Below are 13,840 nucleotides of genomic sequence, written 5' to 3' on the forward strand. Positions count from 1 at the left end.
AGACTCAGGCTCGAGTGAGGGGGATCGGCGTCGTGCCCGCCGCCTCGTCACTGAACTCCACCGGCTCGGGAGCGATGATCGACACCGGACGCGTGTGGCCGAGCGAGAGCCCGAACCGCCGCGTCTCGTGGCGGTGCACGCGGCCGGATGCCAGCATCCACGTCGCCCCGATGAGGAACGCGGCGAACCCCGCTGCGGCGCCCACGAGGATCGCCATGCGCGGGCCGAACTGTCCCGCGATCCAGCCGACGATGGGGGCCCCGACCGGCGTGCCGCCCATGATGACGGCGACATAGAGCGCCATCACCCGCCCGCGCACGGCCGGGTCGGTGGTCGTCTGCACGTAGCCGTTGGCCGTGGTCAGGGTCGTGACGACGCTGAATCCGACGAGCACGAGCGTCGCGGCGTACGCCCAGTACGAGGGCATCAGCACGGACAGCGCCGACGCGAGGCCGAAACCGAGAGTGGCGATGATCACCACGCGGATGCGGGCGCGATCGCGGCGTGCGGCGAGCAGGGCGCCGGCGAGCGAGCCGATCGCGAGGATCGATGAGAGCAGGCCGAACCCGTCGGCCTGCTGCCCGAACTCCAGCGCCATCGTCGACGCGAAGATCGGGAAGTTCATGCCGAACGCGCCCATCAGGAACACCATCGCGAACACGACGAGCAGGTCGGGCCGGTGCGAGACGTACCGGAAGCCCTCGGCGATGCGCGAGCGTCCCGGGGCGCTGGCACGCGGGATCAGCTCGGCGGGCCGGATCAGCAGCAGCGCGATCGCCATCGCGAGGAATGTGAACGCGTTGGCGATGAACACCCAGCCGGTGCCTATCGCGACGATCATGATGCCCGCCACGGCGGGGCCGATCATGCGGGCCCCGTTGAAGGATGCTGCATTCAGGGCGATCGCGTTGGAGGCGTTCTCGCGCTCCACGATGTCGGAGACGAACGCCTGCCGGGCCGGGTTGTCGAAGGCGGTCGCGACGCCGAGCGCCAGCGCGAAGCCGTACATCATCGGCAGAGTCATGACGCCGGTCAGCAGCAGAACGCCGAGGGCGATCGCCAGCAGCAGCATCGCGCCCTGCGTGATCATGAGCAGTCGGCGCCGGTCGAACCTGTCGGCGACCCATCCCGTCACGCTCACGAGCAGCAGCGGGGGCCCGAACTGCAGCGCCATCGTGATGCCCATCGCGCCGGGATCGTTGTCGGTCAGCTCGGTCAGCACGACCCAGCTCTGCGCGGTCGACTGCATCCACGCGCCGATGTTCGACACGAGCGCGCCGATGAACCAGACGCGGTAGTTGAACACCGAGAACGAGCGGAACATGCTCGAGCTCATCGGTCGGCCATCCGGGTCATGATCTCGGCCGCGGCCGCGAGCGTCGCCCGCTCGTCGGCGGACAGCTCGGCGAGCGCGTCGTCAAGCCACGCGTCGCGGCGCCTGCTCGTCTCGACGACGATCTCGTGACCGGCCTCGGTGAGCGAGACGTTGACCTTGCGGCGATCGGCGTCGTCGGGGTTGCGCTCGAGGTACCCGGACTCCTCGAGACAGTTGACGGTGCGGTTCATCGACGGCGCCGACACACGCTCACGCTCGGCGAGTTCGCCGAGCGTGTGTGGGCCGCGCATCTTGAGCCACCCGAGCACGGCCAACTGCCCGTCGCTCATCGTGTCGATCGCGCGCTGGTTGCGCAGGCGCCGCGCGAATCGCAGAACGGCGCCGCGCAGACGCGACGCCTCGGTCGAGTGATCGTCGGTGGCAGCGGGCGCGGAATCGGGTCTCATTCTTTTGTTTAGCATAGCTCATTACCAAGGCTAACTAAATCGTGGGCCGCCGCGTGGGTCGTGCGGGGCCGCCGCGCGCGCCCCCGCCCCTAGACTCGACCGCGTGCCCGAGTTCACCGACGCCCATGGCATCACGATCGTCTACGACGTGCATCCCGCCCGCGGCGCCGCCCGGGGCGTGGTGCAGCTGCTGCACGGCGTCGGCGAACACGCCGGCCGCTACGGCAGCCTCATCGACGCCCTGAACACCGCCGGGTTCACCGTCTACGCCGACGATCACCGCGGCCACGGCCGCACCGGGCTGGCGCATCACGGCACGCCCGAGCGCCTCGGCAGACTGGGCCCGGGCGGCATGCCCGCCACGCTCGACGCGCTCTGGCAGCTGACCGGATTGATCCGCACCCTGCACCCCGGCCTCCCCCTCGTTCTGCTCGGGCACTCGTGGGGCTCGTTCCTTGCGCAGATGCTGCTCGACCGGCATGCCGACGCGTACGACGCGCTCGTCCTGTCGGGGTCGGCGCTGCGCTGGCCCGGCTCACTCAATCCCGGCGACCTCAACGCACCGTGGAAGCACGAGGATCCGACGGGGCTCGCGTGGCTCTCCTCCGATCCCTCCGTGGGCGAGGCGTTCGCCGCCGACCCGCTCACGACGTCGCAGCCGCTGCTGAAGCTGTTCGGCCCGATCGACGCGGCGCGTCTGTACGGGCGCCCGCGCCGGGGCCTGCGCGAGGCGGTGGGCCACAGCATCCCGATCCTTCTCATGGTCGGCCGCGACGACACCGTCGGCGGGCCCGTCTCGGTGCACCGGCTCGCCCGCGCCTACCGCGAGCGCTCGGGGTTCGACGACGTCACGACGCTGGTCTACCCGGGCGCGCGGCACGAGATCTTCAACGAGGTGCAGCAGGGCGAGGTGCGCGCCGACCTGCTCGTGTGGCTCGACGCGCGATTCGCGGCGAGGGTCTGAGATCGCCGTGACCGACGCGCCCGCTCGCCCGCACACGCGCCCCCGTGTCGATCTCATCCGCGGCCTCGTGGTCGTCGCGGCACTGCCCGGCGCCGTGACCACGCCCGTCGCCGTGGCGGCGGTGCTCGAGGGCGGCATCTCGCTCGGCACGGTCGTATCAGCGGCGGTGCTGTCGCCCCTCGTCCTTCCGGGTGTGCTCGGCGGCGCCTTCTCCGGCTTCCGGGTGTTCTCCGTCTTCGGCGCGGCGCACGGGCACGAGCGGGGGGATGCTGCCGCCGAGCGCTCGGAAGCCGACGCCGAGGTTCGCGTGCGCTCGTTCGGGGGCGACCTGCTGTGGGGCGCCGTTGTCGCGGCGGTCGCCGGCATCCTCGGTGCGCTGCTCGCCGGTGTGGCGACTGGTTCGGCCGCTCCGGCCGCCCTCGTGGTCATCGCCGTGCTGCCCGTCGCGTGGGGGATCGGCTGGTGCGTGGGCGCCGTGATCGGCGCGACTCTCGCGGCCGCGACGGCGATCGGGTGGGGCGCCGTGCGGTCCCGGCGCCGCGGCAGAGGCGCCTGATCCGGACCCCGTGGGTCCGCCCGCTTTAGGCTGAGGGGATGCACGGCGAATACAAGGTGCCCGGCGGCAAGCTGGTGGTCGTCGACCTCGAGGTGCGCGAGGGGCGGATCGCCGACTTCCACCTCGCGGGCGACTTCTTCCTCGAGCCGGATGTCGCGCTCGACGCGATCGATGGGGCCGTCACGGGTCTGCCGGAGACCGCGGATGTCGCCGCGATCGCCGCCGCGATCCGCGCCGTGCTCCCCGAGGGCACGCAGATGCTGGGCTTCACACCCGAGGCGGTCGGCACCGCGGTGCGGCGCTCCCTCGTCACGGCGCCCGGCTGGCGTGACTTCGATTGGCAGATCGTGCACGAGAAGGCGGTGTCGCCGCGCATGAACCTCGCCCTCGACGAGGTGCTCACGGCGCGCGTCGGCGACGGGCGCCGCACCCCGACCCTGCGCATGTGGGAGTGGGATGCCTCGGCCGTCGTGATCGGATCGTTCCAGTCCCTGCGCAACGAGGTCGACCCCGAGGGCGCGGCGCGGCACGGCTTCGACGTCGTCCGCCGCATCTCCGGCGGCGGGGCGATGATGATGGGCGCCGGGCAGATCGTGACCTACTCGCTCTACGTTCCGGCGGCGCTGGTGGCGGGTATGACGTTCGCGGACTCGTACGCCTTTCTCGATGACTGGGTGCTGCAGGCTCTGCGCTCGCTCGGCATCGACGCGACCTATCAGCCGCTGAACGACATCGCGAGCCCGACCGGGAAGATCGGCGGCGCCGCGCAGAAGCGTCTCGCGAACGGCGGGGTGCTCCATCACGCGACGCTGAGCTACGACATCGACGGTCAGATGATGACCGAGGTGCTGCGCATCGGCCGCGAGAAGCTCAGCGACAAGGGCACGGCCTCGGCGGCGAAGCGCGTCGATCCGCTGCGCAGCCAGACCGGGCTGCCGCGGGAGGCCGTCATCGAGCGGCTGCTGGAGACCTTCGCGAACCTGTACGGCGCGGAGCGGGGCACCATCAGCGCGGACGAGTACGCCGAGGCCGAGGCCCTCGTCGCCGCCAAGTTCGCCACCGACGCCTGGCTGCGGCGCGTGCCGTGAGCCGGGTCGACATCATCCAGGGTGACAACCTCTCGGTCATGTCCGGCCTCGCCGACGGCGCCTTCACCGTCGTCTACCTCGACCCGCCGTTCAACACCGGCCGCGCGCGCGAGCGAGCCGTGGAGACCGCGCGGGCGCCGGGAGCGGACGCGGGGTCGCCCGGGGACGAGACGGCGGAGGCGGGGGTCGCCCAGGCGGGTGTCATCAACCGCGGCTTCCACGGGCGCGAATACGAGCGGGTGCGGGGGCTGCTCCGGGCGTACGACGACAGGTTCGACGACTACTGGGCGTTCCTCGAGCCGCGCCTGTACGAGGCGTGGCGTCTGCTCTCGCCCGAGGGCACCCTCTACCTGCACCTGGACTATCGCGAGGCGCACTACGCGAAGGTCGCCCTCGACGCCCTCTTCGGCCGGGACTGCTTCTTGAACGAGATCATCTGGGCGTACGACTACGGGGCCAAGACCCGGCGGCGCTGGCCGACGAAGCACGACACGATCTTGGTCTACGTCAAAGACCCGGCGCGGTATGTCTTCGACGCCGATGCCGCCGACCGCGAGCCGTACATGGCCCCGGGCCTGGTGACGCCCGAGAAGGCGGCGCGGGGCAAGCTGCCCACCGATGTGTGGTGGCACACGATCGTGCCCACGAGCGGGCGCGAGAAGACCGGGTACCCCACACAGAAGCCCGAGGGGATCCTGCGGCGCATGATCGGCGCCTCCAGTCGCCCGGGCGACCTCGTGCTCGACCCGTTCGCCGGCAGCGGCACGACGGGCGCGGTCGCGGCCGCTCTCGGCCGCAGCGCCGTGCTCATCGACGCCAACCCCGCCGCGATCGAGGTGATGGCCGTGCGGATGCCGGGGGCCCGAGTGCGCGGCGAAGACCGTGCGAGCGCCGCCCCTGCCTAGGGTGGGGGGATGAGATTCGGAACCTTCATCCCGCAGGGCTGGCGTCACGACCTGGTCGGCATCGAGCCGTCCGAGCAGTGGCGCGTCATGCGCGAACTCGCCCAGCGTGCCGACGAGGGCCCGTGGGAGTCGCTGTGGGTCTACGACCACTTCCACACCGTCCCCGTCCCGAGCGATGAGGCCACCCACGAGGCGTGGACGCTGATGGCGGCGTTCGCCGCCGTGACAGACCGCATCCGCCTCGGTCAGATGTGCACCTGCATGGGCTACCGCAACCCCGCCTACCTCGCGAAGGTCGCCGCGACCATCGACCTGGTCTCGGGTGGACGCGTCGAGATGGGGATCGGCGGTGGCTGGTACGAGCACGAGTGGCGTGCGTACGGCTACGGATTCCCGCCGATCAAGGATCGCCTCGCGATGCTCGACGAGGGTGTCCAGATCATGCAGCAGGCCTGGCGCACGGGCCGAGCCACCCTGCAGGGCGCGCACTACGCGGTCGAAGACGCGATCGTGCAGCCGCGACCGCTCCAGGAGGGCGGCATCCCCGTCTGGGTCGCCGGGGGAGGCGAGAAGGTCACCCTGCGCATCGCTGCGAAGTATGCGCAGTACACGAACTTCTCGAACGATCCCGAGCAGTTCAGCCACAAGCGCGAGGTGCTGAAGGGCCACACCGATGCGATCGGTCGAGACCTCGGCGAGATCACCCTGTCGGCCAACTTCAACACCGTCATCGCCTCGTCCGAGGCCGAGGTGGCGGAGCGCCTCGCGGTCATCGAGGATCGGGTCGCCCCCTATCTCGGCGACCGCACCGAGGCGTTCATGCACGAGTATCGCGGTGGTGCGGGCCTGGTGGGCACGCCCGAGCAGGTCATCGAGCGGCTCGTCGCGCTGCGCGAGCGGGGGCTGGGCTACGCGATCCACTACTTCCCCGAGCACGCCTACGACCGCTCCGGTATCGAGCTCTTCCAGCGAGAGGTGATCCCCGCGCTGACGTGAGGGGCGGCGAGCCCCTGTCGCGGCGCTACTCGGCGCGCTCCTCGAGGGCGCCGAGCAGCGCCGCGATGGTCCCGGCCATGTCGAGCTCGGGATCGACGAGCCACTGCGTCTGAAGGCCGTCGCCGAGGGCGAGCACGATCGTCGCGAGGGTCGCGGGGTCGATGCGCGTCGTCAGCCGGCCCTCCTGCTGCAGTCGCTCGATGACGGGCACGAACAGATCGCGCAACCTGTGCTGGCGCCCGGCGAAGTAGTCGTGCGCGGGGTGCTCCGGATCGACCGCGTCGACGGAGACGTGGGCGAAGAGCTGCACGAGCCCTGGTACGTCCGCATTGTGCCGGATGACATCGAGGTAGGTCTCGAGCACGGCGTCCGGCTGCTGGGCGGAGTCGATGGGGCCGTACGTGGCGGCATCGACCTCGTCGCGCTTGCTGAGGATCGCGGTGTACAGCTCCTCCTTCGTGCCGAAGTAGTGCAGCAGCCCCGCCTGCGAGAGCCCGACCGCGTCGGCCAGCTCCCGCACGGAGGTGTTCCGGAAGCCCTCCCGCGCGATCACCTCGAGAGCCGTGCGCAGGATCTCGTCGCGTTTGGCCACGCCCTTGGCGTATGACCCCCGTTGTGCCATGCCCCGAGCGTAGACCGAGCGATGCTTGCTTTTCAAAACCTAGCGCCATATGGTTTTGCTGGACGGCGTCGCCCGTCCACCCGCTGCGTCGCTGCCGGCGACAGATCCCACGAAGGAGTGACCGTGACCGATACGACCCTCACCGACACCCCCGCCGACACGACCGCACCCGCCGTCGCCGACCTGACTCTCGAGGAGAGGGCGTCGCTGACCAGCGGGGCCGACTTCTGGACGACCACCGCGATCGAGCGCGCCGGCGTGCCCAGCGTCATGATGACCGATGGCCCGCACGGCCTGCGCAAGCAGAGCGGCGGAAACGACCACGTCGGCCTCGCCGACAGCGTGCCGGCCACCTGCTTTCCCCCCGCGGTCGGGCTGAGCGCCACCTTCGACCCCGAGCTCGCGGAGCGCGTGGGCGCGGCCCTGGGCGTCGAGTCCGCCATCGAGGACGTCGCCGTCATCCTCGGCCCCGGCATCAACATCAAGCGCTCGCCGCTGTGCGGCCGCAACTTCGAGTACATGTCCGAGGACCCGATCGTCTCCGGCGTGATGGGCGCCGCGCTCGTGCGCGGCATCCAGTCGCAGGGCGTGGGCGCCTCGCTCAAGCACTTCGCGGCCAACAACCAGGAGACCGACCGCCTGCGCGTCTCGAGCGACGTCGACCCGCGTCCGCTGCGCGAGATCTACCTGCGCGGATTCCAGCGCGCCGTTCAGGACGCGCAGCCGTGGACGGTGATGTGCTCCTACAACCGCATCAACGGGGTCTACGCGTCGGAGGACCCGTGGCTGCTCACGAGCGTCCTGCGCGACGAGTGGGGCTTCGAGGGCCTCGTCGTCTCGGACTGGGGCGCCGTGAACGATCGTGTCGCCGCTGTCGCCGCCGGGCTCGACCTCGAGATGCCCTCCAGCGGAGGGATCTCCGATGCGCGGGTCGTCGCGGCCGTGCGTGAGGGCTCGCTCGCCGAGTCCGCCCTCGACCTGGTCGCCGGTCGCGTGCTCGATCTCGTCGGCAAGGCCCAGCGCCGTCCCGCCCAGGCCGGTCCGCTCGATGTCGACGCGCACCACGCGCTGGCCCGCGAGGTCGCCGGCCGCGCGCTCGTGCTGCTCAAGAACGAGGGCGGGATGCTGCCGCTGAACCCCGCACAGAAGGTCGCCGTCATCGGGGCCTTCGCCACGACGCCGCGCTTCCAGGGCGCCGGGTCGTCGCTGATCAACCCGACCCGTCTCGACACGGCGCTCGAGGCGATCGTCGAGTATGCCGACGAGGACACGGTCTCCTTCGCCGCCGGTTTCCGCATCGACGGTTCGGGCGACGCCGCGGCGCTGCGCGCGGAGGCCGCGGCGACCGCCGCCGCCGCCGACGTCGCCGTCGTCTTCATCGGCCTGCCCGCCGCCGCCGAGTCCGAGGGCTTCGACCGCGAGCACATCGACCTGCCGGCCGATCAGCTCGCCGCGCTCGACGCCGTGGTCGCCGCCAACCCGCGCACGGTCGTCGTGCTCTCCAATGGCGGCGTGGTCGCGCTGCCCTTCGCGGGCGACGTGCCCGCCATCGTCGAGGGCTGGCTGCTCGGCCAGGCCGGCGGATCGGCGACGGCCGATGTGCTCTACGGCGCCGTCAACCCCTCCGGCCGCCTCGCCGAGACCATCCCGCTGCGCCTGGAGGACAACCCCTCCTACGGCAACTTCCCCGGCGAGAACGGCCACGTCCGATACGGCGAGGGCCTGTTCGTCGGGTACCGCTGGTACGACGAGCGGGGGCTCGATGTGACCTACCCCTTCGGTCACGGCCTCTCGTACACGAGCTTCGAATACGGCCGGCCGACAGCATCCCTCGCCGCGAACGGCGACGTGCTCGTGCGGGTCGCCGTCACCAACACCGGGTCGCGCGCGGGCCGCGAGGTCGTGCAGGTCTACACCGCGCTCGAGGGATCGAGCGTGCAGCGCGCACCGCGCGAACTCAAGGCGTTCGAGAGTGTGGCGATCGAGGCGGGGCAGACCCGAGAGGTCGAACTGACGGTGCGCCGCGAGGACCTGGCCTACTGGGACATCCGCGTCGACCGGTGGATCGTCGAGGGCGGCGCGTACCACGTGCACGTTGGAGCGTCCAGCCGCGACATCCGCGGCGTCGTCGTCGTCGACGTGCCCGGTGACGAGCTCGTGCTGCCCGCCACGGCGGACTCGTCGATCTCGGAACTGCTCGCCGACCCGACGGTCGGGCCGCGCCTGCGCGAGATCCTCGGCCAGGCGTTCGGCGTGGGCGACGCGGCCGACGAGATGCTTCAGCTGCTGGGTTCGTTCCCGATCGGGCGTCTCGCGACGTTCCCGAACGTCGCGATCACCCAGGAGCAGGTGCAGGAGCTGCTCGCCGGCGCGTGAGCGCTAGCCGCGGAGGAAGGCGAGCAGCTCATCGTTGATCTCGTCGCCGTGGGTCCACAGCATCCCGTGCGGTGCGCCCTCGATCTCGACGTAGGTCGCGGCGGGGAGCAGCTCCTTGAAACGGCGTCCCGTCGCGTCGATGGGCAGGACGTTGTCGGCCGTGCCGTGCACGATCAGCGCCGGCACGTCGACGGCCGGGATGTCGGCGCGGAAGTCGGTGGGCCACGTCAGCGGCGCGGCGGCCAGCGCGGTGTTGCCCGCCTGGTTGGCGACCTGGATGCTGGCATCCACCGCCTGCTGCGAGATGCGGGAGCCCAGGTTCTCGTCGAGGTTGTAGAAGCCCGCGAAGAACCCGGTCAGATAGGCGTAGCGGTCGCGGCGGATGTCGGTGACGATGCCGTCGAAGAACTCCTGCGGCCCCGCGCCGTCGGGGTTGTCGTCGGTGATCAGCAGGAACGGCTCGAGCGATCCGAGGAAGGCGACCTTCGCGATGCGGTCGCTGCCGTGACGCGAGAGGTACCGGGCGATCTCCCCCGTGCCCATCGAGAACCCCACGAGCACGGTGTCGTGCAGGTCCAGGGTGTTCAGCAGCGCGGCCAGATCGTCGGCGAACGTGTCGTAGTCGTATCCCGTGCCCGCCTTCGTCGAGGCGCCGAATCCCCGCCGGTCGTAGGCGATCACGCGATACCCGGCATCGAGCAGGGCCGACTGCTGCTTGCCCCACGATTCGCCGTTCAGCGGAAAGCCGTGGATGAGCACCACGGGATGACCCGAGCCCTGGTCGGTGTAGAAGAGCTCGACGTCGACCGAGTTCTCCGCTGCGACGGTGACATACGCCATGATGTGTCCTTCCTCGAGGGGGCCCGGATGGGTTGCGAGGCTGACCCCGGCCCCGACTCTACGAAGGTGAGCGGCGCCGCGCGAGGGGTTGCGTGCGTGCCGAGGCTCGCCTATGCGTCCTGCTCCTACGCGTCCGGCGCCTCGCCTACGCGTCGCGTCCGGCGCCGCGCGAGGGTGTGACGGTGAACACGTGCGGCGCGGCGAAGCCGCGGTCGGCGAAGGCCTGGACCGCAGCATCCGCCACCGCATCGCGCAGCGCATCCGGCACGAGCGCGATCGCCGCGCCGCCGAAGCCGCCCCCCGTCATGCGCGCGCCCACCGCCCCCGCCCGCAGCGCGGCCTCGACCGCCGTGTCCAGCTCGGGCACCGAGATCTCGAAGTCGTCGCGCATCGAGGCGTGCGAGGCCACGAGCAGCCCGCCGATCGCGAGCGGACCGCGTTCGCGCAGCGTCTGCACGGTGTCGAGCACCCGGTCGTTCTCCGTCACGATGTGGCGCACGCGCCGGAACGTGACGGCATCGAGCAGGGCTTCGGCGCGGGGCAGGTCGTCGATCGTCAGATCCCGCAGCGCGGGAACGCCCAGCGTCTCGGCCCCGAGCTCGCACGACGCGCGGCGCTCGCGGTAGCCGCCTGTCGCGTGGGAGTGACTGACCCTGGTGTCGATGACGAGCAGCCGCAGCCCGGCGGCGTCGAATCCGAGGTCGACGCTCTGCGTCTCGAGGCTCCGGCAGTCCAGGAACGTCGCGGCGTCCGGTCGACCGAGCATCGATGCGACCTGGTCCATGATGCCAGTGGGTGCGCCGACGGCTTCGTTCTCGGCCCTGCGGCCAACCTGGGCGAGCGCGAGGGGCGTGAGTCCCAGCATCCACAGGTCGTCGAGGGCGGATGCCGTGGCCCCCTCGATCGCGGCCGACGACGACAGGCCCGCCCCGATGGGCACGTCCGACGCGAACGCGAGGTCGAGGCCCGTGAGAGCGCCCGGCGCGGCACCCGCCGCAGCGATCGCGGCCCATGCGACCCCGAGGGGGTATGCCGCCCACTCGGGGATGCCGTGATCCGGCCGGTCGAAGAGGGTGGGGAGGTCGTCGAGGCGCACCTCGACGGGAATCGGGTCGAACGTCGACACCACCCGGACCACGCCGTCGGCGCGGCGCGCGGCGGCGACGTGCGTGCGGTGCTGGATGGCGAAGGGCAGCACGAAGCCCTCGTTGTAATCGGTGTGCTCGCCGATGAGGTTGGCGCGGCCGGGAGCCGACCACGCCCCCTCGGCGGCGGCGTCGGTGAGTGTGCGCAGGAGGGCGGTCGCCCGTGCGGCCGCGGTCTGGGGCTCGGTCAACTCTCGATCGCCTCTCGGATTCGGGTGGCGGCGTCTTCGGGGGCGATGTCGCCGATCCAGGCGCCCATCGCGGCCTCGGAGCCCGCGAGGTACTTCAGCTTGTCGGCCGCGCGCCGGGGTGAGGTCAGCTGCAGGTGCAGGCGCGCGGTGTCGCGCGCCGTGTGCACGGGCGCCTGATGCCACGCGGCGATGTAGGGGGTGGGGGTGTCGTACAGCCGGTCGATGCCGCGCAGCAGCCGGAGGTACACCTCGGCGAGCTCGTCGCGCTCGGCGGCGGTCGTCGCCGCCAGGTCGGGTGCGTGGCGCCGGGGCGCGAGGTGCACCTCGAGGGGCCAGCGCGCGGCGAACGGCACGTACGCGACCCAGTGCTCGGCGTCGATCACGACGCGCGGCCCCGCGGACTCGAACGCGATGATGCGCTCGAACAGATCATCGCCCTCCCGCTCGATCGCCGAGAGCAGCGACCTCGTGCGGGGCGTGATGTAGGGGTAGGAGTAGATCTGGCCGTGCGGATGGTGCAGCGTGACGCCGATCTCCTCTCCGCGGTTCTCGAAGGGGAAGACCTGCTGCACCCCCGGCAGGGCCGACAGCGCGGCGGTCCGGTCGGCCCAGGCTTCGATGACCGTGCGCGCGCGGACGGGGGTCTGCGTGCCGAACGAGCCCTCGTGCGCGGGGCTGAAGCACACGACCTCGCATCGGCCGACGGAAGAGCGGGTGCGGCCGAGGCCCGGGGCGTCGAGGTCGGCGAGATCCTGCGGCGGATCGTCGGCCCGGGGTGCATCCGCCGTGGCCTCGGCGAGGCCCGGCCCGAAGGAGGGCGACTTGTTCTCGAAGACGACGACGTCGTAGAGCGAGGGCACCTCGGAGGGGTTGGTGGGGCTCTGCGGGGCGAGCGGATCGAGGTGGGCGGGCGGCAGGAACGCGCGGTTCTGGCGGGCCTGGGCGACCGAGATCCAGTCTCCGGTGAGCACGTCGTGCCGCATCGTCGCGGTCGCGGGGCGGGGGGCGAGCTCGCGCGCGTCGACGGCGCGCGCGAGCGGCAGGGTGGTGTCGGCGTCGTCGTAGTAGATCAGTTCGCGGCCGTCGGCCATGCGGGTCGCGCGGCGGACGACGCCGGCGCCGAGCGCGGTGACGGTGAGTTCGGCGGTAGTGCCGCCGAGTCCGACCTCGGGGTCGGCGTCCGAGGTCGGATCTGTCCAAAGCTCCGGAGTGTTCACGTCAACACGATAGTGCGGACGCAATGATAACGTCAACATCGGCGAACCACCGGAGTTGTGAACAGAAAGAGGTCGGCATGGAGCGGCGAGTATCGATGGCCGATGTCGCGGCCGAGGCCGGGGTGTCCGGTCAGACGGTGTCGCGCGTCGCGAACGGTCTGTCCAATGTCGATCCGGCGACGCGGGCCCGCGTCGAGGCCGCGATGCAGCGTCTCGGGTATCGTCCGCACCGTGCGGCCCGCGCCCTGCGCACGGGGCGCACGCACACGCTCGGCGTCGTCGTCGCGACCCTCGCCTCGGTCGGCAACACCCGCATGCTCGAGAGCCTCGTCGCCGCTGCCGCGGCGCGCGGGTACGCGGTCGTGGTCGCGAGCCTCTCCGTGCCCGCCGCGAACGCCGCCCCGAATGCCGTGGACGCCGCCCCGAATGCCGTGAACGCCGCCCCGGACGCCGCCCCGGACGCCGCGAACCTACCCGCAGACTCCGCCTTCGCCGCGCTCGCGGAGCAGGGCGTGGACGGTGCGATCGTGCTGAACGAGGCCACGCCCGCGGCCCGCGCCGCGAACGTCCCGGCCGGGATGCCGGTCGTCGCGATCGACTCCGGCGGTGATGCGCGGTTCCTCGCGGTCGAGTCGGACCACGCGGGAGGCGCCGCAGCCGCCACGCGGCATCTGCTCGCGCGCGGGGCACGCACGGTCCATCACGTGGCGGGGCCCGCCTCGGCGTACGCGGCGGCCGAGCGCGAACGCGGCTGGCGTGCGGCGCTCGACGAGGCCGGCATCGCGGCGCCCGAGGTCCGGCGCGGTGACTGGAGCGCAGCATCCGGTCACGTCGCGGGTCGGTCGCTGGCCGACGACCCGGGGGTGGAGGCGGTGTTCGCCGCCAACGATCAGATGGCACTCGGCGTGCTGCGCGCGCTCCACGAGCGCGGTCGCGCCGTGCCCGGCGAGGTCGCGGTGGTCGGCTTCGACGACGTGCTCGACGCCGCCGACTACTGGCCGCCGCTCACGAGCGTGCGGCAGGACTTCGACGCCCTGGGAGCGCGCGCCGTGTCGGCCCTCCTCGCACGCGTCGAGGGTCGGGATGCTGCGGCCCACGACATCGTCGCGACGTCGCTCATCGTGCGCGAGAGTGCCCCGGGGTCTTCGCGATGAGAGC

Annotated in this window: 13 protein-coding genes; 7 read left to right on the forward strand and 6 right to left on the reverse strand. The window is 71.7% G+C overall.

Features of this window, described 5'->3' with window-relative positions:
• Positions 1-4: 4 nt before the first annotated feature.
• Both DI573_RS01550 and DI573_RS01555 read right to left on the reverse strand, forming a co-directional pair.
• Positions 5-1,336: an MFS transporter gene (locus DI573_RS01550; RefSeq protein WP_292809921.1), complete on the reverse strand. Its 1,332-nt coding sequence runs from the start codon at positions 1,334-1,336 to the stop codon at positions 5-7.
• Positions 1,333-1,782 (reverse strand): MarR family transcriptional regulator, encoded by a 450-nt coding sequence (locus tag DI573_RS01555; RefSeq protein ID WP_292809923.1) that lies wholly within the window; start codon positions 1,780-1,782, stop codon positions 1,333-1,335. Before DI573_RS01555 ends, DI573_RS01550 begins: the two co-directional genes overlap by 4 nt.
• A gap of 103 nt (positions 1,783-1,885) precedes the next feature.
• Here DI573_RS01555 and DI573_RS01560 point away from each other — a divergent pair, with 103 nt between their 5' ends.
• Genes DI573_RS01560 through DI573_RS01580 form a run of 5 tightly spaced genes read left to right on the forward strand, consistent with a single transcriptional unit; the run spans position 1,886 to position 6,291 of the window.
• Positions 1,886-2,746, forward strand: coding sequence for an alpha/beta hydrolase (locus tag DI573_RS01560; RefSeq protein ID WP_292809925.1), 861 nt, complete (start codon positions 1,886-1,888; stop codon positions 2,744-2,746).
• Between the two features lie 7 nt (positions 2,747-2,753).
• Positions 2,754-3,302 (forward strand): hypothetical protein, encoded by a 549-nt coding sequence (locus DI573_RS01565; protein WP_292809927.1) that lies wholly within the window; start codon positions 2,754-2,756, stop codon positions 3,300-3,302.
• A gap of 38 nt (positions 3,303-3,340) precedes the next feature.
• On the forward strand, positions 3,341-4,390 hold the full coding sequence (locus DI573_RS01570; protein WP_292809929.1) for a biotin/lipoate A/B protein ligase family protein: 1,050 nt from the start codon (positions 3,341-3,343) through the stop codon (positions 4,388-4,390).
• A 38-nt stretch (positions 4,391-4,428) separates the two neighbouring features.
• Positions 4,429-5,295: a site-specific DNA-methyltransferase gene (locus DI573_RS01575; protein WP_292809983.1), complete on the forward strand. Its 867-nt coding sequence runs from the start codon at positions 4,429-4,431 to the stop codon at positions 5,293-5,295.
• 9 nt (positions 5,296-5,304) lie between these two features.
• The gene (locus tag DI573_RS01580) at positions 5,305-6,291 is read left to right on the forward strand and encodes an LLM class F420-dependent oxidoreductase (RefSeq protein WP_292809931.1); all 987 of its coding nucleotides are present in this window, start codon (positions 5,305-5,307) and stop codon (positions 6,289-6,291) included.
• A 25-nt stretch (positions 6,292-6,316) separates the two neighbouring features.
• Here DI573_RS01580 and DI573_RS01585 read toward each other — a convergent pair whose 3' ends face one another.
• Positions 6,317-6,913 (reverse strand): TetR/AcrR family transcriptional regulator, encoded by a 597-nt coding sequence (locus DI573_RS01585; RefSeq protein WP_292809933.1) that lies wholly within the window; start codon positions 6,911-6,913, stop codon positions 6,317-6,319.
• Positions 6,914-7,036: 123 nt separating this feature from the next.
• Here DI573_RS01585 and DI573_RS01590 point away from each other — a divergent pair, with 123 nt between their 5' ends.
• The gene (locus DI573_RS01590; RefSeq protein ID WP_292809935.1) at positions 7,037-9,289 is read left to right on the forward strand and encodes a glycoside hydrolase family 3 C-terminal domain-containing protein; all 2,253 of its coding nucleotides are present in this window, start codon (positions 7,037-7,039) and stop codon (positions 9,287-9,289) included.
• Positions 9,290-9,292: 3 nt separating this feature from the next.
• Here the strand turns inward: DI573_RS01590 and DI573_RS01595 are convergent, their stop codons facing one another.
• The 3 genes from DI573_RS01595 to galT form a co-directional block, all read right to left on the reverse strand.
• Complete coding sequence (locus DI573_RS01595) at positions 9,293-10,129, reverse strand: alpha/beta hydrolase (RefSeq protein ID WP_292809937.1); 837 nt, start codon at positions 10,127-10,129, stop codon at positions 9,293-9,295.
• A gap of 145 nt (positions 10,130-10,274) precedes the next feature.
• The gene (galK, locus tag DI573_RS01600; protein WP_292809986.1) at positions 10,275-11,423 is read right to left on the reverse strand and encodes a galactokinase; all 1,149 of its coding nucleotides are present in this window, start codon (positions 11,421-11,423) and stop codon (positions 10,275-10,277) included.
• 38 nt (positions 11,424-11,461) lie between these two features.
• The gene (gene galT / locus DI573_RS01605) at positions 11,462-12,556 is read right to left on the reverse strand and encodes a galactose-1-phosphate uridylyltransferase (protein WP_292809988.1); all 1,095 of its coding nucleotides are present in this window, start codon (positions 12,554-12,556) and stop codon (positions 11,462-11,464) included.
• A 203-nt stretch (positions 12,557-12,759) separates the two neighbouring features.
• Between galT and DI573_RS01610 the strand changes: the two genes are divergently transcribed.
• Complete coding sequence (locus DI573_RS01610) at positions 12,760-13,836, forward strand: LacI family DNA-binding transcriptional regulator (RefSeq protein WP_292809939.1); 1,077 nt, start codon at positions 12,760-12,762, stop codon at positions 13,834-13,836.
• Positions 13,837-13,840: the final 4 nt, after the last annotated feature.

This window comes from Microbacterium sp. (genome assembly GCF_003248605.1).
GTDB lineage: Bacteria > Actinomycetota > Actinomycetes > Actinomycetales > Microbacteriaceae > Microbacterium.